Annotated in this window: 24 protein-coding genes and 1 pseudogene; 7 read left to right on the forward strand and 18 right to left on the reverse strand. The window is 68.8% G+C overall.

Annotated elements, in window-relative coordinates; genetic code table 11:
• Positions 1-24: 24 nt before the first annotated feature.
• The gene (gene clgR / locus AC5Y4H_RS10120) at positions 25-351 is read right to left on the reverse strand and encodes a transcriptional regulator ClgR (protein ID WP_499981019.1); all 327 of its coding nucleotides are present in this window, start codon (positions 349-351) and stop codon (positions 25-27) included.
• 116 nt (positions 352-467) lie between these two features.
• The gene (gene pgsA, locus AC5Y4H_RS10125) at positions 468-1,058 is read right to left on the reverse strand and encodes a CDP-diacylglycerol--glycerol-3-phosphate 3-phosphatidyltransferase (protein ID WP_499981022.1); all 591 of its coding nucleotides are present in this window, start codon (positions 1,056-1,058) and stop codon (positions 468-470) included.
• 38 nt (positions 1,059-1,096) lie between these two features.
• Between pgsA and AC5Y4H_RS10130 the strand changes: the two genes are divergently transcribed.
• Positions 1,097-1,630 (forward strand): amino-acid N-acetyltransferase, encoded by a 534-nt coding sequence (locus AC5Y4H_RS10130; RefSeq protein WP_499981025.1) that lies wholly within the window; start codon positions 1,097-1,099, stop codon positions 1,628-1,630.
• Here AC5Y4H_RS10130 and AC5Y4H_RS10135 read toward each other — a convergent pair whose 3' ends face one another.
• A complete protein-coding gene (locus tag AC5Y4H_RS10135; protein WP_499981031.1) occupies positions 1,631-4,132 on the reverse strand; it encodes an FtsK/SpoIIIE family DNA translocase in 2,502 nt (833 codons plus the stop codon).
• 172 nt (positions 4,133-4,304) lie between these two features.
• Between AC5Y4H_RS10135 and AC5Y4H_RS10140 the strand changes: the two genes are divergently transcribed.
• Genes AC5Y4H_RS10140 through AC5Y4H_RS10150 form a run of 3 tightly spaced genes read left to right on the forward strand, consistent with a single transcriptional unit; the run spans position 4,305 to position 6,327 of the window.
• Positions 4,305-4,619 carry a putative quinol monooxygenase gene (locus tag AC5Y4H_RS10140; protein ID WP_499981034.1) on the forward strand — a complete coding sequence of 105 codons (315 nt, stop codon included), beginning with the start codon at positions 4,305-4,307 and terminating at the stop codon, positions 4,617-4,619.
• Entirely contained in the window at positions 4,619-5,449 is an 831-nt protein-coding gene (locus AC5Y4H_RS10145) for a mycofactocin-coupled SDR family oxidoreductase (RefSeq protein WP_499981037.1), read from the forward strand. The genes AC5Y4H_RS10140 and AC5Y4H_RS10145 overlap by 1 nt, the downstream gene beginning before the upstream one ends.
• A gap of 5 nt (positions 5,450-5,454) precedes the next feature.
• Entirely contained in the window at positions 5,455-6,327 is an 873-nt protein-coding gene (locus AC5Y4H_RS10150) for an SAM-dependent methyltransferase (protein ID WP_499981039.1), read from the forward strand.
• Between the two features lie 9 nt (positions 6,328-6,336).
• Here AC5Y4H_RS10150 and AC5Y4H_RS10155 read toward each other — a convergent pair whose 3' ends face one another.
• From AC5Y4H_RS10155 to AC5Y4H_RS10185, 7 genes are all read right to left on the reverse strand, one after another.
• Positions 6,337-8,013, reverse strand: coding sequence for a ribonuclease J (locus AC5Y4H_RS10155; RefSeq protein ID WP_499981040.1), 1,677 nt, complete (start codon positions 8,011-8,013; stop codon positions 6,337-6,339).
• Between the two features lie 19 nt (positions 8,014-8,032).
• Positions 8,033-8,935, reverse strand: a complete 903-nt coding sequence (dapA, locus tag AC5Y4H_RS10160) for a 4-hydroxy-tetrahydrodipicolinate synthase (protein WP_499981044.1) — start codon at positions 8,933-8,935, stop codon at positions 8,033-8,035.
• Positions 8,936-9,007: 72 nt separating this feature from the next.
• On the reverse strand, positions 9,008-9,760 hold the full coding sequence (gene thyX / locus AC5Y4H_RS10165) for an FAD-dependent thymidylate synthase (protein WP_499981045.1): 753 nt from the start codon (positions 9,758-9,760) through the stop codon (positions 9,008-9,010).
• Positions 9,761-9,860: 100 nt separating this feature from the next.
• The gene (locus tag AC5Y4H_RS10170) at positions 9,861-11,081 is read right to left on the reverse strand and encodes a winged helix-turn-helix domain-containing protein (RefSeq protein WP_499981048.1); all 1,221 of its coding nucleotides are present in this window, start codon (positions 11,079-11,081) and stop codon (positions 9,861-9,863) included.
• Positions 11,082-11,117: 36 nt separating this feature from the next.
• The gene (locus AC5Y4H_RS10175) at positions 11,118-11,780 is read right to left on the reverse strand and encodes a cell division protein DivIVA (RefSeq protein WP_499981255.1); all 663 of its coding nucleotides are present in this window, start codon (positions 11,778-11,780) and stop codon (positions 11,118-11,120) included.
• A 101-nt stretch (positions 11,781-11,881) separates the two neighbouring features.
• Entirely contained in the window at positions 11,882-12,403 is a 522-nt protein-coding gene (locus AC5Y4H_RS10180) for a dihydrofolate reductase (RefSeq protein WP_499981051.1), read from the reverse strand.
• A gap of 61 nt (positions 12,404-12,464) precedes the next feature.
• On the reverse strand, positions 12,465-13,265 hold the full coding sequence (locus AC5Y4H_RS10185) for a thymidylate synthase (RefSeq protein WP_499981052.1): 801 nt from the start codon (positions 13,263-13,265) through the stop codon (positions 12,465-12,467).
• A 98-nt stretch (positions 13,266-13,363) separates the two neighbouring features.
• Here AC5Y4H_RS10185 and AC5Y4H_RS10190 point away from each other — a divergent pair.
• Positions 13,364-14,098 (forward strand): annotated as a pseudogene (locus tag AC5Y4H_RS10190) (dienelactone hydrolase family protein); the annotation flags it as partial.
• Between the two features lie 135 nt (positions 14,099-14,233).
• Here AC5Y4H_RS10190 and AC5Y4H_RS10195 read toward each other — a convergent pair.
• Genes AC5Y4H_RS10195 through AC5Y4H_RS10205 form a run of 3 tightly spaced genes read right to left on the reverse strand, consistent with a single transcriptional unit; the run spans position 14,234 to position 17,303 of the window.
• Entirely contained in the window at positions 14,234-15,337 is a 1,104-nt protein-coding gene (locus tag AC5Y4H_RS10195; RefSeq protein ID WP_499981053.1) for an acyl-CoA dehydrogenase family protein, read from the reverse strand.
• Complete coding sequence (locus AC5Y4H_RS10200) at positions 15,334-16,524, reverse strand: acyl-CoA dehydrogenase family protein (RefSeq protein ID WP_499981055.1); 1,191 nt, start codon at positions 16,522-16,524, stop codon at positions 15,334-15,336. The genes AC5Y4H_RS10195 and AC5Y4H_RS10200 overlap by 4 nt, the downstream gene beginning before the upstream one ends.
• Entirely contained in the window at positions 16,521-17,303 is a 783-nt protein-coding gene (locus AC5Y4H_RS10205; protein ID WP_499981057.1) for an SDR family oxidoreductase, read from the reverse strand. The genes AC5Y4H_RS10200 and AC5Y4H_RS10205 overlap by 4 nt, the downstream gene beginning before the upstream one ends.
• 133 nt (positions 17,304-17,436) lie before the next feature.
• Between AC5Y4H_RS10205 and AC5Y4H_RS10210 the strand changes: the two genes are divergently transcribed.
• Positions 17,437-17,766, forward strand: a complete 330-nt coding sequence (locus AC5Y4H_RS10210) for a PE-PGRS family protein (protein WP_499981059.1) — start codon at positions 17,437-17,439, stop codon at positions 17,764-17,766.
• Positions 17,767-17,778: 12 nt separating this feature from the next.
• Here the strand turns inward: AC5Y4H_RS10210 and AC5Y4H_RS10215 are convergent, their stop codons facing one another.
• A complete protein-coding gene (locus tag AC5Y4H_RS10215; protein WP_499981062.1) occupies positions 17,779-21,006 on the reverse strand; it encodes a carboxyl transferase domain-containing protein in 3,228 nt (1,075 codons plus the stop codon).
• The gene (locus tag AC5Y4H_RS10220) at positions 21,003-22,526 is read right to left on the reverse strand and encodes a class I adenylate-forming enzyme family protein (RefSeq protein WP_499981066.1); all 1,524 of its coding nucleotides are present in this window, start codon (positions 22,524-22,526) and stop codon (positions 21,003-21,005) included. The genes AC5Y4H_RS10215 and AC5Y4H_RS10220 overlap by 4 nt, the downstream gene beginning before the upstream one ends.
• Before the next feature lie 44 nt (positions 22,527-22,570).
• Between AC5Y4H_RS10220 and AC5Y4H_RS10225 the strand changes: the two genes are divergently transcribed.
• Positions 22,571-23,404 carry an acyl-CoA thioesterase domain-containing protein gene (locus AC5Y4H_RS10225; RefSeq protein ID WP_499981068.1) on the forward strand — a complete coding sequence of 278 codons (834 nt, stop codon included), beginning with the start codon at positions 22,571-22,573 and terminating at the stop codon, positions 23,402-23,404.
• 7 nt (positions 23,405-23,411) lie between these two features.
• Here the strand turns inward: AC5Y4H_RS10225 and AC5Y4H_RS10230 are convergent, their stop codons facing one another.
• The 3 genes from AC5Y4H_RS10230 to dapB form a co-directional block, all read right to left on the reverse strand.
• Positions 23,412-23,813: a flavodoxin family protein gene (locus AC5Y4H_RS10230; protein ID WP_499981256.1), complete on the reverse strand. Its 402-nt coding sequence runs from the start codon at positions 23,811-23,813 to the stop codon at positions 23,412-23,414.
• A 62-nt stretch (positions 23,814-23,875) separates the two neighbouring features.
• Positions 23,876-24,340 (reverse strand): hypothetical protein, encoded by a 465-nt coding sequence (locus tag AC5Y4H_RS10235; RefSeq protein ID WP_499981070.1) that lies wholly within the window; start codon positions 24,338-24,340, stop codon positions 23,876-23,878.
• The gene (gene dapB / locus AC5Y4H_RS10240; protein WP_499981072.1) at positions 24,337-25,074 is read right to left on the reverse strand and encodes a 4-hydroxy-tetrahydrodipicolinate reductase; all 738 of its coding nucleotides are present in this window, start codon (positions 25,072-25,074) and stop codon (positions 24,337-24,339) included. Before dapB ends, AC5Y4H_RS10235 begins: the two co-directional genes overlap by 4 nt.
• Between the last annotated feature and the right edge of the window lies 1 nt (position 25,075).

The following is a 25,075-nucleotide window of genomic DNA, read 5'->3' on the forward strand; positions in this document are numbered from 1 at the left end:
TTACGTGGGATCGCTGCCCGGCGCTCAGGCCAGCGCCAGCGACGCTACCGGCGGAATGACGACCTTGATGCTGGTGCTGGCCGCCCCGTCCACGGGTGCGCCGACGGCGGCCCGCTCCTCGCTGGCCATCCGCTCGCCGGCGTGGGTGAGAACCGACGACAGCGGGACGTCCAGCGCGTCGCAGATCGCGTTCAGCAGCTCGCTGGACGGCTCCTTGCGGCCGCGCTCCACCTCGGACAGGTATCCCAGGCTCACCCGCGCCGAATCGGACACCTCACGCAGTGTCCTGCCTTGTGTCGTACGGGCCTCACGCAGTACGTCGCCGATGACCTCGCGCACCAATGGCGGCATCCCGCCCTCCTTCGTCCAGTCGGCCCTGCGCGGCACGTACTCAGCTTGCCTCCGGCAGGTGCTCACTAGGTGAACGCGGCCGGCGGTGGTCTGGTTCCCGATCGGTGCCGCCGGAATCAGCGGGGCGTGCGGCGTACTTCCCGGACGGTCGAGACGACGTAGTCGATACCCGTGATGACGGTCAGCACGATCGCCGCGCCCATCACCACCGCCGCGGCCACCCGGAACGACCCCGCCAGGGGCAGCACGAACAATCCGATGGCCAGCACCTGCACCACGGTCTTGACTTTGCCACCCCAACTCGCAGGTATGACGCCGCGGCGAATGACCGCCAGCCGCAGCACGGTGACCCCGAATTCGCGGACCAGGATCAGCACCGTGACCCACCACGGCAGTTCACCGAGCATCGACAGCCCGATCAGCGCCGACCCCACCAGCGTCTTGTCCGCGATCGGATCGACAAATGCGCCGAATTCGGTCGCCATGCCGTAGTTGCGAGCCAGCAGGCCGTCGAGCCGATCGGTGATGCAGGCGGCCGCGAAGATGACGAAAGCCACCACCCGGAAACCGTTTTGGTGGCCGTCCCCGGCGAACAGCGCGAGCAGGAAGATCGGCACCAGGACGAGCCGCAGCAGGGTCAGCGTATTGGCGAGGTTGGCGATGTTTGCGCGGCCTGCCACCGGACCCGTCTGCGGCTGCCCCGACACGGCAACAGAATAACGGTTGACCAGCACAGCCGTCCGCGATGTCGATACTGTTAGCCGTGAGCAGAAGTCCCCAGCGCCATCAGGCGGTGATTCGGCGCGCGCGAACGTCCGACGTTCCGGCCATCAAGCACTTGGTCGACACCTATGCGGGAAAGATCCTGCTGGAGAAGAACCTCGTGACGTTGTACGAGTCCGTGCAGGAATTCTGGGTGGCCGAACACGAGGGCGAGGTGGTCGGTTGCGGGGCGCTGCACGTGCTGTGGTCGGACCTCGGCGAGGTGCGCACCGTCGCGGTCAGCCCGGCGCTGACCGGCCATGGCATCGGCCACGCGATCGTCGACCGGCTGTTGGACGTAGCCCGTGAGCTGCAGTTGAAGCGGCTGTTCGTGTTGACGTTCGAAACCGAGTTCTTTGCCAGGCACGGATTCACCGAGATCGAGGGCACGCCGGTGACCGCCGAGGTGTTCGAGGAGATGTGCCGCTCCTACGACATCGGTGTCGCCGAATTCCTGGACCTCAGCTACGTCAAGCCGAATATCCTCGGCAACTCGCGGATGCTGTTGAGGCTCTAGTCAGTCCTCGGGGTCGCTCCCGTCGGCGTCGCTGCCGCCGCGGATCAACGCCAGCGTTCCGGCCAGTTCGTCGGGCTTGATCAGCACCTCGCGCGCTTTGGAACCCTCCGAGGGGCCGACGATGCCTCGGGTCTCCATCAGGTCCATCAGCCGGCCGGCCTTGGCGAACCCAACGCGCAGCTTGCGCTGCAGCATCGACGTGGAGCCGAACTGGCTGGACACCACCAGCTCGACGGCCTGCAGGAAGACGTCCATGTCGTCGCCGATGTCGGGGTCGACGTCGGTGCGTTCCCCGGTGGGCATGGCGGTGGTGACGCCCTCGGTGTACTCGGGTTCGGCCTGGTCCTTGCAGGCGGTGACGACGGCGTGGATCTCCTCGTCGGTGATGAAGGCGCCCTGCAGCCGGATCGGCTTGTTCGCCCCCATCGGCAGGAACAGGCCGTCGCCCATGCCGATCAGCTTTTCGGCGCCGGCCTGGTCCAGGATGACGCGGCTGTCGGTCAGCGACGACGTGGCGAACGCCAGCCGGGAGGGCACGTTGGTCTTGATCAGACCGGTGACCACGTCCACCGACGGGCGCTGGGTGGCCAGCACCAGGTGGATGCCTGCGGCACGGGCCTTTTGGGTGATGCGGACGATGGCGTCCTCGACATCGCGCGGCGCGGTCATCATCAGGTCGGCCAGCTCGTCGACGATCGCCACCACATACGGGTACGGCCGGTATTCGCGCTGGCTGCCCAGCGGCGCCGTGATGACGCCGGAGCGGACCTTCTCGTTGAAGTCGTCGATGTGCCGCACCCGGGATGCCTGCATGTCCTGGTAGCGCTGCTCCATCTCCTCGACCAGCCACGCCAGCGCCGCCGCCGCCTTCTTGGGCTGGGTGATGATCGGGGTGATCAGGTGCGGAATGCCTTCATACGGCGTGAGTTCCACCATCTTGGGGTCGATCAGGATCATCCTGACCTCCTCCGGGGTGGCGCGCGCCAGCAGCGATACCAGCATCGAATTGACGAAGCTGGACTTGCCGGATCCGGTGGAACCGGCCACCAGCAGGTGCGGCATCTTGGCCAGGTTGGCCGAGATGAAGTCGCCCTCGATGTCCTTGCCCAGCCCGATGATCAGCGGGTGGTGGTCGCGCCGGGTCGATGGGGCGGTGAGCACGTCGGCCAGCCGCACCATTTCGCGGTCGGTGTTGGGCACCTCGATGCCCACGGCCGACTTGCCGGGAATCGGGGCCAGCATGCGCACGCTCTCGGTGGCCACCGCGTACGCGATGTTCTTCTGCAGGGCGGTGATCTTCTCGACCTTCACGCCCGGTCCCAGCTCAACTTCGTACCGGGTGACCGTCGGGCCGCGGGTGCAGCCGGTCACGGCGGCGTCGACCTTGAACTGGGTGAGCACCTCGGTGATGGCGTCGGCCATGACGTTGTTGGCGGCGCTGCGCTTCTTGGGCGGATCGCCCGCCACCAGCAGGCTGAGCGAGGGCAGCGTGTAGGGGCCCTCGACGATGCGGTCCAGTTCCACGGTGTCGTGCTTGCCCGCCGGCCGCCCACGCTTGCGGCCCCGCGAGGCCGCCACGGCAGGCTGGACGGCGGGTTCGGGCACGGTCGGAATGTCGTCCTGCAGCGCGGCCTGGGCGTCGTCGTCCGGCGACCACGCCGGCGGCCCGGGGACGGAGGACGCGTCGTCGTAGTAGTCGTCACGGCCCGCTTCGGCGTCGTCGTCGAACTCGTCCGCATAGTCGTACGGCTCGTCGTCGCCGACCAGTCGGGTGCCGAACATGGCGCGAACCACGTCGGGCACCTCCCGGATGGTGGTTCCGGTCAGCAGCAACAGCCCGAACATGAACCCGATGAACAACAACGGCGCGGCGATCCAGGGCGTGAGCCCGTCCGACAGCGGCCCGCCGATGGCGAAGCCGATGAAACCGGCCGCGCGGCGGCGCGCTTCCGGGTCTCCCGGCGAGCCGGACCACAAGTGGCGCAAACCGAGGACCGACAGCGTGATCAAGCTGGTACCCAGGATCAGCCGGGGCCGCACATCCGGGTTGGGCTCGGTGCGCATCAGGGTCACCGCCACCGCGGCGGTGGCGACCGGCAGGGCCAGCACGCCCGCGCCGATGAAGGTCCGCAGCAGCGTGTCGACCCACGTGCCGACCGGTCCGGCGGCGTGGAACCACGAGCTCGCCGCGACCACTACGGAAAAGCCCAGCAACAGCAGCGCTATGCCGTCGCGGCGATGCCCGGGATCGATGTCGTGGGCTCGCCCGATCGATCGGGCTGCGCCGCCGGTCCCCCGGGCGGCCATCAACCAGATGGCGCGCACGGCGCGACCGCAGGTCAGCCCCGCCCCGACCAGCGGCGCCTGATGGCGCCGCCTCGCGGGCTTGCCGGCCTTCTTGCGGGGTGCCGCCGGACGCGCACCCCGGGACCCACTGGCGCGGGAATTGGCCTTTGACCTGCTCGTTCGGCTTCGGGAGCGGGCGGCGGTCTTACTGGGCATGACGGCAAGAGTAGTCGCAACGGCATCATCTACACCACCCGCCACACTGGTAACCGTGGGGCCGGGTCAGGCATGGTGCGACCCGGGCGCCAAATCGCGTGAGTAGGGTGACATTCGGTTGCTTGAAGTCGTCCTCGTCACCCACCCCCACAGCGCCCCAGGAGGCCCATCAATGCCCGTTGTCGTCGTCGCCACCATGACTGTGAAACCTGAGTCGATCGACACCGTTCGCGACATTCTCACGCGGGCAGTCGAAGAAGTGCACGACGAGCCGGGCTGCCAGCTGTACGCGTTGCACCAGTCGGACGAGACCTTCGTCTTCGTCGAGCAGTGGGCCGACGCCGAGGCGCTCAAGGCGCACAGCACCGCGCCGGCGGTCACCAAGATGTTCACCGCGGCCGGCGAGCACCTGGTCGGGGCCCCCGACATCAAGATGCTGCAGCCGGTATCGGCGGGCGACCCGGCCAAAGGACAGCTGCGGCCCTGATGACCCGTTCGCCAGAAGGCCCGCTGAAGGGCAAAGTCGCCTTCATCACCGGCGCCGCACGCGGGCAGGGCCGCGCGCACGCGGTGCGCCTGGCCGCCGACGGCGCCGACATCATCGCCGTCGACCTGTGCGACCAGATCGCCAGCGTCCCCTACTCGCTGGCCACGCCCGAGGACTTGGCCGCCACCGTGAAGCTGGTGCAGGACACCGGCGCGCGCATCGTGGCCGCCCGCGGCGACGTCCGCGACCGCGAATCGCTGGCTGCCGCGTTGCAGGCGGGACTGGACGAGTTCGGCCGACTGGACATCGTGGTAGCCAACGCCGGGATCGCCCCCATGCAATCCGGTGACGACGGCTGGCACGACGTCATCAACGTCAACCTCACCGGCGTCTACCACACCATCAAGGTCGCGATACCGACGATGGTCAAGCAGGGCACCGGCGGGTCGATCGTGCTGATCAGTTCGAGCGCCGGACTGGCCGGGGTCGGCAGCCCGGACGCCGGTTCGGTCGGCTACGCCGCCGCCAAGCACGGGGTGGTCGGGCTGATGCGCGTCTACGCAAATCTGCTTGCGGGACAGATGATTCGGGTCAATTCGATTCACCCGTCCGGCGTAGAGACTCCGATGATCAACAACGAATTCACCCGGGAGTGGCTCGCCAAGATGGCCGCCGCGACGGACACGCCGGGCGCCATGGGCAACGCCATGCCGGTGGAGGTGCTGGACGTCGAGGACATCGCCAACGCGGTGGCGTGGCTGGTGTCCGACCAGGCGCGCTACATCACCGGGGTGACGTTGCCCGTCGACGCGGGATTCTTGAACAAGTAACCGTCATGGCACGAAACCTGGTTGCGCAGACAGCATTTGGCCCGATGGTGCTGGCCGCCGTCGAACAGAACGAGCCGCCCGGCCGCCGCCTGGTCGACGACGACTTCGCCGAACTCTTCCTGCCCGCGCCCCTGCGGTGGCTCGTCGGGGCGACCCGGTTCGCCCCGGTTCGCCGCATGATGATCCGCGGCTCGGAGTTCACCGGTCCGGGATTGTGGGCCAATCTGGCCTGCCGCAAGCGTTTCATCACCGACAAGCTCAAGGAATCACTCGACGACATCAACGCCGTCGTCATCCTCGGGGCCGGCCTGGATACCCGCGCCTACCAGTTGACGCGGCGGGTCCGCATACCGGTGTTCGAGGTCGATCTGCCGGTGAACGTCGCGAGGAAACTCAAGGCCGTCCGCCGGGTGCTCGGCGAGCCGCCTCTGTCGGTTCGATCGGTGGCGTTGAACCTCGAGCATGACGACCTGCTCACCTCGCTCGCCGAGCACGGTTATCGCACCGACTACCGGGTGTTCTTCATCTGCGAAGGCGTCACCCAGTACCTCACCGAGGCGACCGTCCGGCGCACGCTGGACGGGCTGCGCGCGACCGCGCCCGGCAGCCGTTTGGTGTTCACCTACGTCCGCAGGGATTTCATCGACGGCACCAACCGGTATGGCACCCGAACGCTGTATCGCAACGTGCGCCAGCGGCGGCAGCTGTGGCACTTCGGCTTACAGCCCGACGACGTCGCGGCGTTCCTCGGCGAGTACGGCTGGCGGCTGGTGGAGCAGGCCGGTCCCGACGAGCTCGTCGAGCGTTATGTCGAGCCCACCGGCCGCAAACTCAAAGCGTCGCAACTGGAGTGGTCGGCCTACGCCGAAAAGATCTAGCGGACCGGGTCAGACCTCGATGACGGTCGGCACGATCATCGGCTGCCTTCGGTAGGTTTCGCCCACCCATTTGCCGACGGTGCGCCGCACGCCCTGGGCGATGCGGCTCGGATCGGTGATGTTCTCGGCCAGTAGCGCTTCCAGCTCGGCCTCCACCCTGCGCACGGCGGGCTCCAGCGCCTTGGGGTCCTCGGAGAATCCGCGCGAATGCAGCTGCGGCGGGGCGACCGGACGCCCGGTGCCGCGCGCGACCACCACGGTCACCGCCACGAAACCCGACGACAGGATGAGCCGCTCGCCCAGAGTGATGTCGCCGACGTCGCCGTTGATCAGGCCGTCGACGAACATCTTGCCGACCGGCACCGCGCCCGCGATCGAGGCCGTGCCGGCGACCAGGTCGACGCTCACCCCGTTCTCGGCCAGCAGAATCGACTCCTCCGGCACACCGGTGCGGGCCGCCAGTTTGGCGTTGGCGCGCAGCATGCGCCAGGTCCCGTGCACGGGCATGACGTGGCGTGGCCGAATCCCGTTGTACAGGAACAACAGTTCCCCGGCGTACGCGTGGCCCGAGACATGCACGCGGGCTTGGGCATTGGTGACGACGCGGGCACCGATCTTGGCGAGCTCGTCGATGACGCCGTAGACCGCCTCCTCGTTGCCCGGGATCAGCGACGACGCCAGCACCACCAGGTCACCCGCGGTCAGCGTGATGCTGCGGTGCTCGCCGCGCGACATCCGCGACAACGCCGACATCGGTTCGCCCTGGGTGCCGGTCGTGATCAGCACCACCTTCTCGGCCGGCATCATCTCGGCCGCGCCGATGTCGATCACGTCCGAATCGGCCACCCGCAGGAAGCCGAGTTCCCGGGCGATCCCCATGTTGCGCACCATGGATCGGCCGACGAACGATACCCGCCGGCCCAAAGCGACTGCCGCATCGATGATTTGCTGCACCCGATCCACGTTGGAGGCGAAGCACGCCACGATGACCCGGCCGTCGGCACCGCGGATCAACCGGTGCAGCGTCGGGCCCACTTCGCTTTCCGACGGCCCCACACCGGGATGCTCGGAATTGGTTGAGTCGCAGAGAAACAGGTCCACCCCGGCGTCGCCGAGACGGGACATGCCGGGCAGGTCGGTCGGGCGGCCGTCCAGGGGGAGCTGGTCGAGCTTGATGTCACCGGTGTGCAGGATCGTCCCCGCTCCCGTGTGCACGGCGATCGCCAGCGCGTCGGGAATCGAGTGGTTCACGGCGAAGTACTGGCATTCGAACACGCCGTGACTGCTCTTCTGCCCCTCGGCCACCTCGACGAACACCGGCTTTATCCGGTGCTCACGGCACTTCGCGGCGACCAGCGCCAGCGTGAACTTCGAACCGACCACCGGGATGTCGGGGCGCAGCTTGAGCAGGAACGGAATGCCGCCGATGTGGTCCTCGTGGGCGTGGGTGAGCACCAGCGCCTCGATGTCGTCGAGCCGGTCGGAGATGTGGCGCAGATCCGGCAGGATCAGATCCACCCCAGGCTCGTCGTGGGTGGGGAACATCACGCCGCAGTCGATGATCAACAGCCGGCCCAGGTGCTCGAAAATCGTCATGTTGCGGCCGATTTCGCTGATGCCACCGAGAGCCGTGACCCGCAACCCTCCCGTGGCCAAAGGGCCTGGCGGGGCGAGGTCTACATCCACTTCTCGGAAACTCCTCGGGTCACCGCAGCACCGAGGCCGCTCGCATGTCGGCGGCCAACGCGTCGAGTTGCTCAGGGGTCGCGGGCATTTGCGGCAACCGCGGATCGCCGACATCGATACCTTGCAGACGCAGGCCGGCCTTGGACAGGGTCACCCCGCCCAGGCGGGTCATCGCGTCGCACAGCGGAGAGACGGAGGCGTTGATCTTGCGGGCGGTGGCGATGTCCCCGGAGCCGAAGGCGGACAACATCTCCCGCAGTTGTCCGGCCGCCACATGAGAAATCACGCTGATGAATCCGGTGGCGCCCATGGCCAGCCACGGCAGGTTCAGCGCATCGTCGCCCGAGTAATAGGCCAGGCCGGTCTCGGCGATGATCTGGCCGCCGCTGTGCAGGTCGGCCTTCGCATCCTTGATTCCGACGATGTTCGGGTGGGCGGCCAGCACACGGATGGTCTCGGGCTGGATCGGTATCACCGAACGCGGTGGGATGTCGTAGAGCAGCACCGGCAGGCCGGTCGCGTCGGCGACGGCGGTGAAGTGGGCGATCAGCCCGCTCTGGGGTGGCTTCGAGTAGTACGGCGTAACCACCAGCAGCCCGTGGGCGCCCTCCGCCGCGCAGGCCTTGGCCAGCCGGACGCTGTGGGCGGTGTCATAGGTGCCCGCGCCGGCGATGACGCGGGCCCGGTCGCCCACCGCTTCCAGCACGACGCGCAGCAGCTCGCGCTTCTCGTCGTCCGTCGTCGTCGGGGATTCGCCGGTGGTGCCGGAGATCACCAGCCCGTCACAGCCCGCGTCGATCAGGTGATTGGCCAGCTGTGCGGCCGCGTCGGTGTCGACGGAGCTGTCGCGGCGGAACGGTGTGACCATGGCGGTCAGCAATGTCCCCAACCGCGCTTTGGCGTCGAATCCGACCGTGCTCACGGTGTTCAGGTTACCTGGCCCCGGCAAGGTAATTAGCATCCACGTGGCCGCGCGATGCCGCGTGCCCGCGCATCAGGCTTCGGTCGCCAATGGGCTGGTCGCGACCTCCGTGCCGTCGGCCAGGGTGGAGATTTCGAAGTCGGCGAACACCGCCGGCGCCACACCCGTCAGCTGGCGCAGGCACTCGATGGCGACCCGCCGGATTTCCACATCGGCGTGCTCGCTGGCGCGCATCGCGATGAAGTGGCGCCACGCTCGGTAATTGCCGGTCACGACGATGCGGGTCTCGGTCGCGTTGGGCAGCACGGCGCGGGCGGCCTGGCGGGCCTGCTTGCGACGCAACACCGCGTTGGGTTGATCCGCGAACTTCGCCTCCAGCTTCGTCAGCAACTCGGTGTAGGTGGCGCGGCTGGCGTCCGCGGCGGCGGCCAGGATCTGCTGGAGCTCCGGATCCGCTTCCATGCCCGGCGGCACCACGACGTGCGATGCCTTCTCGGGGACGTAGCGCTGCGACAGCTGCGAATAGGAGAAATGCCGATGCCGAATCAGCTCGTGGGTGCACGACCGCGAGATGCCGGTGATGTAGAACGACACGCTGGCGTGTTCGAGCACCGAGAAGTGGCCGACGTCGATGATGTGCTTGATGTAGCCGGCGTTGGTCGCGGTTTTGGGGTTGGGTTTCGACCAGCTCTGGTAGCAGGCCCGGCCGGCGAACTCGACCAGCGCGGGGCCGCCGTCGGCGTCGGTGGCCCACGGCACGTCGGGGGGCGCCAAGAAGTCGGTCTTGGCGATCAGTTGCACGCGCAGCGGCGCGATCTCGGCCACGGCGCTCACCTTAAGGCGTGCCGGCCGGATCGGCGTCGGTGACCCGCTCCTTCCCGGAGACCGGCAACGGCAGCGCCGCAAGTGGACGCCGCCGCGGGCATCAGCTGACCCGCTTGGCCGCCGCGCCCAGCTCGCCGGACAGATCACCGCGACCATCGACACGGAATCCGCCCAGGCCCAGCCACGACGCCATGGACTGCAGTTCACCGGCCAGTGCCGCGGCGACGCGGGACTTGGGCGCATCGGGCTCGCCGAACGCACCGAGGACCTGCAGCGAGTTTTCGGCGCGGTCGGCCTTGAGGTCGACCCGCGCCACCAATCGTCCGTCCATCAGCAGCGGCCATACGTAGTAGCCGTATTGCCGCTTGCGGGCCGGGGTGTAAATCTCTATGCGGTAATGGAATTCGAATAGCCGCTCGACGCGCGGGCGGAAGAAGATGAGTGGGTCGAACGGGCACAGCAACGCGGTGCCGCGGTCGGCGCGGGGCACCGCGCGCCCCGCCCGCAGATAGGCCGGTGCGGACCAGCCGTCGACGTCGACCGGCTCGATGTCGCCGGCGGCCACCAATGCGGCGATCGCCGGCTTGACCTGCTGGCCCGACAGCCGAAAGTAGTCGCGGATGTCGGCCTCGGTTCCCACGCCCAGCGCGGTGGCCGCCCGCAGCGTGAGCTCGCGGATCGCCTCGTGATCGTCGACCTCGCGGGCCAGCACGGCGGCCGGCAGCACCCGTTCCACCAGGTCGTAGTGGCGGGCGAAGCCCACCCGGGTGGCGGTGGTGAGCACCCCGGCGGAGAACAGCGCCTCGGCCACCCACTTGGTGTCGCTGCGCGTCCACCACGTGCCCTTTTTCCTGCGCGGCTCGGCGGCCAGATGCGCTTCGATCTGCCCCGCCGTGCTGGGTCCGAGCTCGCCGACGGCCGCGATGATCTCGTCGGCGAGCCGCGGGTTGGCCTTGACGATGTGGGTGCCCCACCGGCCGTGCCGGTACTGGCGCATCCGCCAGCGCAACAGCGGCCAGTCCTCGACGGCCATCAGCGCGGCCTCATGCGCCCAGTACTCCGCCAGCAGCCGCGACGAGCGGGGACCCCAGGCGACGCGGTCGAGTACGTCACGGTCGTAGGGGCCGAGCCGGCTGAACACCGGAGCATAGTGTGCGCGCACCGCCACCGAGACCGAATCCAGTTGCAGCACTTGAATCCTGGAAATCAGCCGTTTCAGGTGCGCCCGCGTGATCTGGCCGGTGGGCCGGGGCTCGCTAAATCCTTGGGCCGCAACGGCTATCCGCCGGGCTTGGGCGGCCGATAGCCTGCGGGACGACACGGCGCAGAGAATACCGGTCGTGTCCGACGTCCTGCGTTACGACGCTGAGCCCGCGCTGACCTTCTCGTCCAACCGCACCGTCTCAGGCGCGTTCTTTTGTTCGTCGTATGCGGCCTCGAGAGCGTCCGGAACCGTTTTCAGGTCGCGGTAGACGCCCATCAGTTGCTCGAGAATCCGGATCCGTTGCCGACTCGCCTCGTCCACGGCCCGCCGAGCCTCGTCACGATCCCGGTCGGCCCTCTCCCTGGCCTCGGCCAGAAGCTGCTCACGCGCCTGCTGGGCGTCTTCGCGCAGGCTGGTCAGCTCGGCTTCGAGCTTTTCCTTAGTCTCCTGATACTCGGCTTCCATGGCCTCCCGCTGCGCGGCCATGTCGGACAACATCTGCTCGCGCTTCCGCTGCGTTTCTTCGGCCTCCGCCTCGGCCGCCGCGATCAGCGCATCCGCCTCGGCTCGCGCCTCGGCCTGCATCTCGGCCACCTCGTCGACCGCGCGGCTGAGCATCTTCGCCAACCGCTGCTGCACCGCGTGCGGCGACGGCGACGTGTCGGTCAGTGCGGCGACCTCCTTGCGCAGCGCGGCCGTTTGGTCGCCGGATTCCTGCAGTCGGGCCCGCAGGCTCTCGACGTCGGCGAGCAGCAGCTGCTGCTTGGTGGTCAGCATCTCGACGTGGGCATCGACGGCGGTCGAGTCGTAGCCCATGAATTTTCGAGAGAACGTCCTGGGTTCGGGTGTCACTGCTAATTCCCCCTATCTCTCCAAACGCGTGGTTGCCCGGTCCGACCGGGTCCGAGTATGTCAGGTCAGGCCGTGGGCGCGAACGGGTGCGCGGCGGGCCGACGGTAGCTGTGGAAGCGATACCGCAGTCCCGAGCGGCTGGCCTGCCACTCCCCCGTTTCACCCAGCCAAGTGTCGTCCAGCGTCGGCGCCAGCGCATCGTCGTCGTCGCGTCGCAAATCGATTTCGATCTCCGTGACCTCGCAGCGGGTGGCGTACGGCAGCGCCAGCAAATAAATCTGTTCGCCGCCGATGACCCACGTCTCGGGCCCGCCGCCGCGGGCAAGGGCTTCGTCCAGGGTGCGGGCCACCCGCGCCCCGTCGGCGGCGAAACCGGTGTCGCGGGACAGCACCACATTGCGCCGCCCCGGCAGGGGGCGCACTCTCGCCGGCAACGACTCCCATGTCCGACGGCCCATGATCACCGGGTGCCCCAGGGTCACCTCTTTGAACCGCAAGAGATCTTCCGGCACTTTCCAGGGGATGTCGCCGCCGCGGCCGATGACGCCGGAGGTCGACTGAGCCCACACCAGGCCCACCTCGGTCATACGCGCTACTCCTTGATCCCGGCTTGCAGGCCGCCCGAGCCGGCGACGCCGCCGGCGCGCTTCATACTGCGACTGGGGCTTTGATCGCCGGATGGGGGTCGTAGTTTTTCACGACAACGTCGTCGTAGGTGTAATCGAAAATCGAATCCCGCGGGCCCAGAACGAGTTCCGGGTATGGCCGGGGGTCGCGGCTAAGCTGCAGCCGCACCTGCTCCACATGGTTGTCGTAGATGTGGCAGTCCCCACCCGTCCACACGAAGTCGCCGACGGCGAGGCCGGACTGGGCGGCCATCATGTGCGTCAGCAGCGCGTAGCTGGCGATGTTGAACGGCACACCCAGGAACAGGTCGGCGCTGCGCTGGTAGAGCTGGCAACTGAGCCGCCCGTCGGCCACGTAGAACTGGAAAAACGCGTGACACGGCGGCAACGCCATCTGCGGGATTTCGCCGACGTTCCAGGCCGACACGATGATGCGCCGCGAGTCGGGATCGGTGCGCAACAGGTCCAGGGCCGCACTGATCTGATCGATGTGCTCGCCCGACGGCGTCGGCCAGGACCGCCACTGCACACCGTAGATCGGCCCGAGATCGCCTGTGCTGCTTGCCCATTCGTCCCAGATGGTGACTCCGTGCTCGTGCAGCCACGCGACGTTCGAATCGCCGCGCAGGAACCACAGCAATTCGTAGATCACCGATTTCAGGTGCACCTTTTTGGTGGTGAGCAGCGGGAACCCGGCCGACAGGTCGTAGCGCAATTGCCGGCCGAACAGGCTGCGGGTCCCGGTGCCGGTGCGGTCGGCTTTGACCGTTCCCTGATCGAGCACCAAGCGGAGCAAGTCCTCGTAGGGGGTCGGGATCGGCACGCCGCCAGCTTAGCGGCGATCGCAAGCGCGGCGCGGCCGGGCGCGGCGGGTCGGCGCCGATGAATTTGGGTCTAGGCGCGCGGAGTAGAACGGGTGCCATGCCGAACATCATCGACGTCGTCACCACATCCGATGGCACCTGCACGGTGCACCTGTTCACCCCCGACGGCACGGAATCCCAAGTCCCGTGGCCCGCGGTGGTCATGTATCCCGACGCCGGCGGCGTGCGCGACACGTTCGAGCAGATGGCCGCCAAGCTGGCCGGGTTCGGTTACGCCGTGCTGCTTCCCGATGTCTACTACCGCACCGCGGACTGGGCGCCGTTCGACATGGCGACGGTCTTCAGCGACCCGAAAGAACGCGGACGCCTGTTCTCGATGATCGGCAGCGTCACCCCGGACCGGATGGCCGCGGACGCCGGCGCGTTCTTCGACTATCTGGCGGCGCGCCCCGAGGTGGCCGGCGAGCGATTCGGGGTGTGCGGTTATTGCATGGGCGGCCGGACGGCGCTCATGGTGGCCGGGCGGGTGCCCGACCGGGTGGCCGCGGCGGCGTCCTTCCACGGCGGCGGTCTGGTGACCGACACCGACGACAGCCCGCACCTGCTCGCCGACCGGATGCGCGCCACGGTGTACGTGGGCGGCGCCAAGGACGACGCGTCGTTCACGGCCGATCACGCCGAACAGCTCGACAAAGCGCTGACGGCGGCCGGTGTCGAGCACACCATCGAGTGGTATCCGGCCGGTCACGGATTCGCGGTTCCGGACAACGCGCCCTATGACGCCGCCGCGGCCGAGCGGCATTGGGAGGCGATGACCACCGCCGTGAGCGCGGTCGACGGCGAAGCAGTCGTGCCGGTCGTCGATCGGGCCCAGTCCGGCCCAGCCGCGGGAGACCACGGCGCGATGGCCCAGCATGCGTACCGCCTCGATGGCCTCGCGCGCGCGAAGCCGCAGGCGCCGCGAACGTCAGAACGCGGGCAGATCCACCAGTTCGGCCAGTCGGGCGCGGTGACGGTAGGCGGTGCCGAATGCCAACTGGTCGCTCTTGGCCCGCTTGAGGTACAGGTGCGCGGGATATTCCCAGGTCATTCCGATCCCGCCGTGCAGCTGTACGCACTCCTCGGCGGCATGCACGGCGACCTCACCGCAGTAGGCCTGGGCGATCGCCGCGGCCGCGTCCGCGTCTTGCGCGCCCAGGGCGCAGGTGTCGGCCGCATACCGCGCCGCGGCGGTCGCCGCGCCGACCTCGAACCACAGATCCGCCAACCGGTGCTTGATCGCCTGGTAGGAGCCGATCGTGCGGCCGAACTGCCTGCGTTGCCTGACGTATTCCAGCGTCGTTTCGAAGCACCATTGGGCGACACCGAGTTGCTCGGAGGCCAGCAGCGCCGCGCCGGTCCGGATGGCTTCTGTGACCGGCTCGTCGCCGGCGCCGACAAGGGACGACGGAGATCCCGAAAAGGACACGGCGGCAAGGGGTCTGGTCATATCCAGGGCGAGAAGCGGTGAAATCTGCACGCCCGCGGCGTCGCGGGCCACCGTGTGTAGCTCGAGTCCGTCGCGCCCGGCGACCGGCACCACCAGCACATCGGCGGCGTCGGCACCGGCCACGCTGGTGACCGACCCACTCAGACCGTCGGCGCCGGCGCGCAACCCGGTGATCGGGTCGCCCGGTGCGCTCGACAGCGGGACCACCAGTGCCGCCGTCAGCTCGCCCTGGGCGAGGGCAGGCACGGTCGCGGTGTCTCCGGCACGCAGCAGCGCGATCGTGGCGAGGACCGCGCTGGATAAATACGGCACCGGCGCAACGGCCCGGCCGATCTCCTCCATGACCACGGCGGCCTCGCGGACACTCGCGTCGGCACCGCCCAGCGACTCCGGAACCAGCAGGCCGGCCACGCCCAGTTCGGCGGCCAGGGTGCGCCACACGCCCGAAAAGTCTTGTGGTTGGGGGTCGTAGAGGCGCGTCACCGATTCGGGCGGGCACCGCTCGGCGAAGAGCTGGCGGACGCCGGCCCGCAATGCCTCCTCGGTGTCGGAGTACAGCAGGTCGGCGGTGTGCGCGCTCATCGGGGGAGGTCCTTCCACGCGGATTCTTTATCGACACGATGTTCGCCCGGCAGGCCGAGGATCCGCTCGGAAATGGTGTTGCGCAGTATCTCTGACGTGCCGCCCTCGATCGAATTGCCGCGCGCCCGCAGGTAGCGGTAGCCGGGGCCGCGGCCGACCAGGTCCACCGTTTCGGGCCTGCGCATGGTCCAGTCATCGTAGAGCAGCGCCGCTTCGCCGTGCATCTCGATCTCGAAGCCCGAAATCGCTTGTGCCAATTTGGCAAACGCCACCTTCATGCCGGCGCCTTCCGGGCCGGGCTGACCGGTGGCCGCCTGTTGCCGCAACCGTTCACCGGCCAGCCGAAGGACCTCCGCCTCAACCCACAGCCGCATCAGCTGGTCGTGCATCGCGGGGTTGCGCAGCGCCGGCTCGTCGCGCCAGGCCGCGGTGACCTTGCCGATGTGGCCGCCTTCCCGCGGAACCCCGGCGCGCGACCCGATGGCGACGCGTTCGTTGTTGAGGGTGGTGGTGGCGACCCGCCAGCCACCGCCCTCAGGGCCGAGCCGATTCGCATCGGGCACCCGGACATCGGTGAGGAACACCTCGTTGAATTCCGCCTCGCCGGTGATCTGGCGCAGCGGCCGGATCTCGACGCCCGGTTGCGTCATGTCACACAAAAAGTAGGTCAGACCATGGTGTTTGGGCACGGTCGGATCGGTCCGTGCAACCAGGATGGCCATCTGGGCGTGCTGCGCCTGTGACGTCCACACCTTCTGCCCGTTGACGATCCAGTCGTCACCGTCGCGCACCGCGCGGGTGGCCACGCCGGCGAGATCCGAGCCGGCACCCGGCTCGCTGAACAGCTGACAGTAGATCTGCTCACCGGTGAACAACGGGCGGAGGAACTTTCGCTTCTGCTCGTCGGTGCCGAACGCCGCGATCGTCGGCGCAGCCATGCCCATCCCGATGTAATTCTTGCGGGTGCCGCCCACCGGTGCACCGGCGGCGGCCAGCCTTGCATCGACTCGCTCCTGAGCGGTGCGCGGCAGATCCAACCCGCCGAATCCGTGCGGAAGGTGCACCCAGGCCAGGCCCGCATCGTATTGCGCGCCAAGGAAATCCCGCGGATCACTGGTGGCCGGATCGTGCTCGTCGAGCAGTGCCTGAACCCGCGCGTCTAGGTCGGCCACATCGGCGGCCGTCACCGGCCGCCGCCCGGTGCGGACTGGAATCCCTGTGCGGCGCCGAGCAGCAGGCCACCGTCGATCACCATGGCCTCGCCGGTGATCCAGCTCGCCGCGTCGGACACCAGGAACGCCACGGCCGCGGCCACGTCGATCGGCTCCCCGATGCGCCCGAGCGCGATCGACGACGCCAGCGGGTCCTCGTGGTCCTTCCACAGCGCCTCGGCCAGCCGGGTCCGTACCACACCCGGGCATATGGCGTTGACCCTGACGCGCGGCGAGAGTTCCAGCGCCAGTTGCTTGGTGACGTGGATCAGCGCGGCCTTGGTGGCGTTGTACATGCCCATCGCCGGGGATTGGTGCATGCCGCCGATGGAGGCCGTGTTGACGATCGCCCCGCCGTGCTCGCCCATCCACGACTTGACGACGAGAGAGGTCCACAGCAGCGGAGCCCACAGGTTGACGTCGAAGATCTTGGTGAAGCGGGCATGGTCCTGGTCGATCAGCGGACCATAGGCCGGGTTGGTTCCGGCGTTGTTGATCAGGATGTCGACGCTGCCGAAGCGCTCAAGCGTGAGCTCGACGCAGCGCCGCGCCGCCTCCTCGTCGACCGCGTGGGCGCCCACCCCGAGCGCCCGCTGCCCCACCTGGGCTGCGGCCTCGTCGGCGGCCTCCTGCTTACGCGCGGTGAGCACCACATTGGCCCCCGCCGCCGCCAACTGCTGGGCTATCGAGAGGCCGATGCCGCGCGACGCGCCGGTGACGATCGCGGTGCGGCCGGTCAGATCTTGTGAGGTCATGGTGTCAGGCCTTCCGTCGCGGTGAGAGCCGCCGTGCGGCAGCGCAGACTTGGTTTGCTGCGGATTTTATTCACGATGTTTTGGACACGTGTTGAGGTGGTATGCCACGCGCATGTTATCCAAATTGACACTCATGAAACCGCTAGTTGTTGCCGGTGCCGTCGCCGCGGCCATCGCCGCGGCGCCCGCGGCCGCTGCTGACGTCTACGTCGCGGGACCGGCCGCCAACTCCCCCGCCCCCACGCACGTGACCTTCAAGGACGACCCGGGTGGCGGCGGCTGCGACGCGAACGGAAACTGCGGCTCCGGCGGCCAGTTCAACGGCCCCGGCGGCGGCCCCGGCGGCCAGGGCTGCGTGCCGGGCGTCGGCTGCGGCTCCGGCGGGCAGAACGCGGGCCCGGGCGGCATCCCCGGCGGGCAAGGCTGCCTGCCCGGCGTCGGCTGCGGTTCCGGCCACGCATAGTCGTCAGACCCGTCAGCCTCCCGCGAGCCTGGTGATCCAGGCCCGGGAGGCTGCTGGGTCTATGACGTCGTCCAGCTCGAACGTGGTGGCCGATCGCAGCGCCTTGCCGTGCTCGTAGGCCGCGGCCACCAGGCGATCGAACAGGCCTTGCCGTTCGGCCGGGTCGTCGACTGCGGCCAGCTCCTTGCTGAACCCAAGCCGCACCGCGCCTTCCAGGCCCATGCCGCCGATCTCGCCGGTCGGCCAGGCGACGGTGAACTGCGGTGCGCGGAACGAGCCGCCGGCCATCGCCATCGCACCGAGCCCATATCCCTTGCGCAAGATGATCATTCCCAAGGGCACCGTCAGCCGCGCACCCAGGACGAACATCCGGCCGAAACGGCGAACCGCCGCGTCCTTCTCCGCCTCGGGCCCGACCATGAAGCCCGGGGTGTCGCACAGCGAGACCACCGGCAGCCCGAACGATTCGCACAAGGTCAGGAAGTCGCCGGTCTTGTCGGCGGCCTCGGCATCGATCGCGCCACCGAGGTGATGGGTGCTGTTGGCGATGAGCCCGTAGGGCACACCTTCAACGCGCACCAGCGCGGTGACGATGCCCACGCCGTAGTCTCCCCGCAGCTCGAGCACCGATCCGACGTCGACGATCGCTTCGATCGCCCGGTGCACGTCGTAGGCGCGTAACCGGTTCTGCGGCACCACATGCCGGGCCAGCCGCGGGTCCGGCGCTGCCCAGTCGCTTACGGGGCCCTGAAAGTACGACAGGTATTGCTTGGCCAGTGCGACCGCATGCTTTTCATCGCGGGCGACCAGGCTGACCACGCCGTTGCGGCGCTGCACGCCGATCGGCCCGATCGCCTCGGGCGGATACACCCCGAGCCCGCCGCCCTCGATCATCGCCGGCCCGCCCATCCCGATGTTGGCGTCCGGCGTTGCGATGATGACGTCGCACACCCCGGCCAGCGCCGCGTTGCCGGCGAAGCACCGGCCCGACACGACCGACACCAGCGGCACTGTCCCGCTCAGTCCCGCCAGCATCCGGAAGGTCGGGACGTCCAGCCCGGCGGCGCCGCCGACGTCGGTGTCCCCCGGCCGCCCCCCGCCGCCCTCGGCGAACAGCACCACCGGCAACCGCTTTCGCGCGGCGAGGTCGAACACGCGGTCGGTCTTGGCGTGGTTGCGCATGCCCTGTGTGCCGGCCAGCACCGTGTAGTCATAGGACACCACGACGGCCTGCGCCGCTGCCCGGCCGAACCGGTCCGCGCCGATGGTGGCCAGGCCGGCGACCAGGCCGTCGGCGGGGGTGTTGGCGATCAGGTCCTCCTCCGAGCGCCGGCTGCGCTGCGCGGCAATGACCAGCGCGCCGTATTCGACGAAGCTGCCGGGATCGACGAGGTCGGCGATGTTCTCCCGCGCGGTGCGCCGGCCTTGGTTGTGCCGCTTGGTGACCGCGGCCTCGCGGCCCTCGTCGAGGGTCAGGGAATGCCGGTGCACCACCTCGTCGAGATCCCGCCGCTGCCGGTCGAGATCCGTTGCGGCCGAAATGGACTCGCCATCACCGGCGCCCGCCGCGCGGGTGAAGACCAGCAGCGGGTCTCCGGTACCGACCACCTGCCCGGGTGTGACCAGGATCCGGACGGTCCGCAGCGCGTCCGGCGCGACGAGCACGTGCTGCATCTTCATCGCCTCGAGGACGACCAGCTGGGCGCCCGCGGCGCATTCGGCTCCCTCGGGCGCCACCTCGATCACGGTGCCGGCCAGCTGCGCGCGCAGAACGTCCTCGCCGGGATAGAGCTCGACCGCGGCCACGCGCGTCTCTTGCTGGCGAGACAGCGCCGCCTGGGCTAATGCGGGCAGCTTCTCGTCGATGAAACTCGTGGTCACCCAACCCGACTCGATCCGATCATCGCCCAGCAGCTCGCGCAGGAATCCGATGTTGGTGTGGACGCCCTCGATGCCGAACTCGGCCAGGGCGGTGCGGGCCTTGCGTACCGCGGCCCGCCAGGACGACCCGTGCACATCGACGATGAGCTTGGCCAGCAGCGAATCGTACTGGGGGCTTATCGCCAAACCGGCCCGGCCATAGGTGTCGACGCGCACGCCTGGACCGCTGGGCGGGGAGAACACCGTGAGCGTGCCGGCCGAGGGAACGACGGAGAAGTCGGGCCCGAAGGTCTCCGTGTTGACCCTGGCTTGAATGGCGATGCCGTGGCGGGCGGCGGGCTCGCCGATGACTTCCAGGCCGTCGGAGGCGATTCCGGACGCCAGCCCCAGCTGGTAGAACGATGCGCCGCCGGCGATGGCCAGCTGGACGGCCACCAGGTCGAGGCCGGTGGTCTCCTCGGTGACGGTGTGCTCGACCTGGATGCGTGGGTTGACTTCGAGGAAGACGAACTGCTCGCCGGTGACCAGGAATTCGACCGTGGCCAGACCGCGCAGGCCCACCCGGGCGCACAGTCGCACCGCCGCCTGGTGCAGCGCCCGGCGCAGGTCATCCGAAAGACCTTGAGCGGGAGCGATTTCGATGAGCTTCTGGTAGCGCCGCTGGATACTGCAGTCGCGGTCGCCGACCGCTCGTGCGTGCGTCTGATGCCCGGCCGGCGCGGCGACGACCTGCACCTCGATGTGGCGCGCGCCGGTGAGCAGCGCCTCGGCGAACAGCGCGGGATCGCCGAAGCCCAGCTGCGCCTCGGCGGCGCAGCGCTGGTAGGCGTCGTCGAGCTGATCGGCGTTGTGCACCTTGCGCATTCCGCGCCCGCCGCCGCCGGCGAGGGCCTTGATCATGATGCCGCCGCCCCGCTCGGCGAAGAACGCCCTGATGTCCTCGATGCTGCTGGGCCCCTCGGTCGCCGGCAGCACCGGCACCCCGGCGGCGATCGCGGCGCCGCGGGCCGACGTCTTGTTGCCCAGCAGTTCGAGCACTCGGGCGTCGGGACCCACGAACGCGTATCCGCCCGTCGCGCATGCGTCGGCGAATGCGGCGTTCTCACTGAGGAATCCGTAACCGGGATGAATCAGATCCGCACCGGAGCCTTTCGCCGCGGCCAGCACCGCGGACTGGTCCAGGTAGGCGCGTGGGCCGGCGCCCGGTAAGCCGATCGCCTCGTCGGCCGCGTGCACATGCGGGCTCTCCGCATCGTCCTCGGCATAGACCGCGATCGTGCGCATACCCAATTCTGTTGCGGTGCGGATGATTCGAAGGGCGATCTCGCCGCGGTTGGCGACCAGCAGGCTCGTGCTCATCGCAGCGGCCCTCCCCACCGGACCTGCTCGCGCAGTCTGGCCTTGAGCAGTTTGCCGCCGGCATTGCGCGGCAGCGCGGCGTCAACCACCGTGACGTATTGGGGGACTTTGAAATCGGCCAGCTGGCCGCGGCAGTGGTCGAGCACCTCCGGCACGTCGATCTCGTCGCCGCCGCCGAACAACACCGCCCCCACCTTCTCCCCCATCACGTCGTCGGGGACCCCGAGCACGCAGGCGTCGGCCACGTGGGGCGCCGCCAGCAGCACGGCCTCCACCTCGACACTGGAGACGTTCTCGCCACCGCGGTTGATGATGTCCTTGAGCCGGTCGACGATGTGCACCCGGCCCGCGTCGTCGACGCGCGCCACGTCGCCGGTGTGCAGCCAACCGTCCGCGAAGGTCGTGGCGGTGGCCTCCGGCCGATTCCAGTAGCCGGTGGTCACATTGGCGCCCCGCGCCACCAACTCCCCCACACTCGGGTCGTCTCCGAACGGGACCACCCCGAGGTCCACCGACGGGACCGCGTAACCGACGGAGTCGGCGTGCTCGACGGCCTCGCTGTCGGGCAGCACGGTCATCAGCGACGCCGTCTCCGTCATGCCGTAGCCGTTGAACACCGTGGCGTACGGGAACGCCTTCTTCACCGACCGCACCAGCGACGGGGCGATCGGCGCACCGCCGTAGCCCACCCACCGCACGTTCGACACGTCATGCGCGGCAAACTCACTGTGCCGCAACAACAACGAGTAGATGGCCGGGACCGTGACCATGACCGACACGCGCTCCGCGGCCATCGTGGCGAGCAACGCGTCCAGGTTCAGCGCGGGCATGATCACCGAGGCTCCCCCGAGCCGGGCGGCGGCCAGCAGCTGGGTGTTGCAACCCGTCACATGAAACAGCGGCACCGAGATGAGCGTGCGCATTGCTTCGCCGAGATCCCGCGGCTGTTGCAGACAGCGGATCGCGTTCTCGGTGTTGGTCAGGAACGCCTCGTGCGTGGTCGGCACACCCTTGGGGTGGCCGGTGGTGCCCGACGTGTAGAACAGGGCGGCCGTGTCGGTGCGGCCGAGTTGCTCGGTGACGTAGGGCCGCCCGTCGGGTAGCGCGGCGTCGGGCGCCAGATCCACCCGCGCACCGGAGTCGGACAGGACGAACTCGACCTCGGGTTGAGCCGACCGCGTATTGACCGCCACCACAACGCCACCGGCCATCACGGTGCCCCAGAACGCCAGCGCCCAGTCGATCCCGGCGGGGCAACGCACCGCGACGCGCTCGCCCGGCTGCAGGCCGCCCGCGCGCAGCCCGCCGGCGACTCGCGCCGCACGATCCCAGAGCTGCCGGTATGTCAGCCGCCCGCCGCCCAGTTCGACCAGGGCCTCGGCGTCCGGGCGGGCGTCGACCTGTTCGGTGAGCATGTCCAGCAGGGTGGCGGGTAACTCGTCGAAGCGCGGAATGCCGTCGCGGCCGCGGGACACGCCGGTCATCGGAAACGGGTTGCGGTCGCGCGGAATTTCGATCACAGCATGCCCGGTCCTTACTAATCCGGTGTCCTATCGTGATAGCGGTGACGATCGAGGATTCCGCCATCATGCCCGAGGCGTTCTTCACTGTAGACGGCGACTCCTATGTTCCGGGCCAGATGACGCAGGGCCCGTGGGGCTCGGCGATGGGTGGCCAGATCGTCGGGGGCCTGTTGGGTTGGGGCATAGAGCAATCCGGTGTCGATCCGGACCTGCAGCCCGCCCGCTTCACGGTTGACTTGTTGCGCCCGGCGCTGATGGAGCCGGTGCAGATCCAGACCTCGGTGCAGCGCGAGGGCCGGCGCATCAAACTGGTCGACGGCAGCCTGGTCCAGAACGGCGCCGTCGTCGCGCGGGCCAGCGCGCTGTTCCTGCGCCGCGGTGATCATCCCGAGGGGCAGGTGTGGTCAGCGCCGGCCCAGATGCCGCCGCTTCCGACGTCCTCGGACGGCTTCGCAGCGGAGATGCCGTTTCTCATCTGGGGGTATGGTGCGACGCTGCAGGGCAGTCCGGGAATCGCCGCGGGCGAATGGGAGCAGACCCACTCCCAGAAGTTCGCCTGGGTGCGACTGTTTCGCCCGATGGTGCACGGGCACCCGCTGACGCCGTTCACCCGCCTCGCCTTCGTCGGTGACATCACCAGTTCGCTCACCCATTGGGGCACCGGTGGATTGCGCTACATCAACGCCGACTACACCGTCACCGCGAGCCGGCTGCCCGACGGCGAATTCCTCGGCCTGGCCGCCCAGAGCCACTACGGCGCGGCCGGGGTGGCCACCGGTGCCGCGACCCTGTTCGACCAGCACGGACCGATCGGCACGACCTCGGCGTTGGCGCTGGCTCAACCGGCCGACGCCTTCAAACCGACCTACACCTAGCCGGGCGTCACTCCATCAGCTGGGCGGCGACCGTCGCCCCGAGTTCCCAGCACGCTTGCAGCTCTTCCTTGCCGGGTTTGCCCGAAACAATCACGGTCGCTGCGGCTTTGGACCATCCCAACCCAGTGGTGATGGTGTCGACGGCACGCTCGGCGCCCTCGGTGCCTTCGTTGCCGTGCAGGTACAGCCCGAACGGCCGCCCCCGGGTCGAGTCGAGCAGTTGGTAGTAGGCGCAGTCGAACGCGTGCTTGAGGGCACCCGAGATGTAGCCCAGGTTTGCGGGGGTGCCCAAGAGGTAGCCGTCGGCGGCCAGCATCTCGGCCGGCGAGACCGTCAGCGCCGGGCGCCGCAGCACCTCGACGCCCTCGATGTCGGGGTCGGTCGCGCCGGAGACCACGGCCTCGAACATCTCGTGGGTGTGCGGCGACGGCGTGTGGTGCACGATCAGCAGCGTCTTGCGCGGTGTTTCGTTCACGCGCGGCCCTGCAGGGTGACAGCCGTCTTCATGGCCTCGCGGGCGCGGCGGCGATCCCCCGCGTAGTCGTAGGCGCGGGCCAGCCGGTACCAGCGCCGCCAGTCGTCGGGGTGGTCCTCGACTTCGGTCCGCACCGTGGCGAACAGTTCGTCGGCCGCGTCGCGCCGGATGCGTCCCGACGGCCTGCGTGGCAGCGCGCTGGTGTCCAGTTCCATTCCGTCGGCCGCGATCAGCCGAGCCAGCCTCTGGTGCGCGAACCCGGCGCGCAGGGTGGCGATCATCGCCCACAGCCCGATCACGGGCAGGATCAGCACAGCCAGCCCGAGGCCGACAGCGGCCGCGCGGCCGGAGCCGATCATCGCGACGGCCACGCGCCCCAGCAGCGCGAAATACACCAACAGCGCGACGCACATGAAGGCGACGAGCAATTGGGTGCGCACCACCCGGGCCGTGTCGCTCATTGCAGGTTGAGCAGGGCCTCGAGACCCACCGTCAGGCCTGGGTGTTCCTTGATCCGACGCACGGCGAGCAGCACACCGGGCACGAAAGACGTGCGGTCGATGCTGTCGTGCCGGATGGTGAGCGTCTCCCCCTCGGTACCGAACAGGATCTCCTGATGGGCGACCAGCCCGGCCAGCCGCACCGAGTGCACCGGAATCCCGTCGACGTCGGCGCCACGCGCGCCCGGCAGGCTCGTGCTGGTGGCATCGGGGTTGGGCGGCAAGCCCATTCGCGATTCTGCGATGAGTTTCGCGGTCCGCGTCGCGGTGCCCGACGGAGCGTCGGCCTTATGCGGGTGATGCAGCTCGATCACCTCGGCCGAGTCGAAGAAGGGCGCTGCCTGCTTGGCAAAGTGCATCGAAAGCACCGCCCCGATTGCGAAATTCGGTGCGATCAACACCGACGTGCGCTGGCTGCCGGCAAGCCAGTCCTGCACCTGCCGCAGCCGCTCGGCGGTGAAGCCCGTGGTCCCCACGACGGCGTGAATTCCGTTGTCGATGACGAACTTCAGATTGTCCATCACGACGTCGGGGTGGGTGAAGTCGATGACGACCTCGGTGTTGCCCTCGGTCAGCAGGCCCATCGGATCGCCGGCGTCCACTTCGGCCGACAGGGTCAGATCCTCGGCGGCCTGCACGCCCGCGACCATCGCCGATCCGACCTTGCCCTTGGCTCCCAGCACTCCTACCCGCATG

It is taken from the genome of Mycobacterium sp. NGS58, from assembly GCF_059812385.1.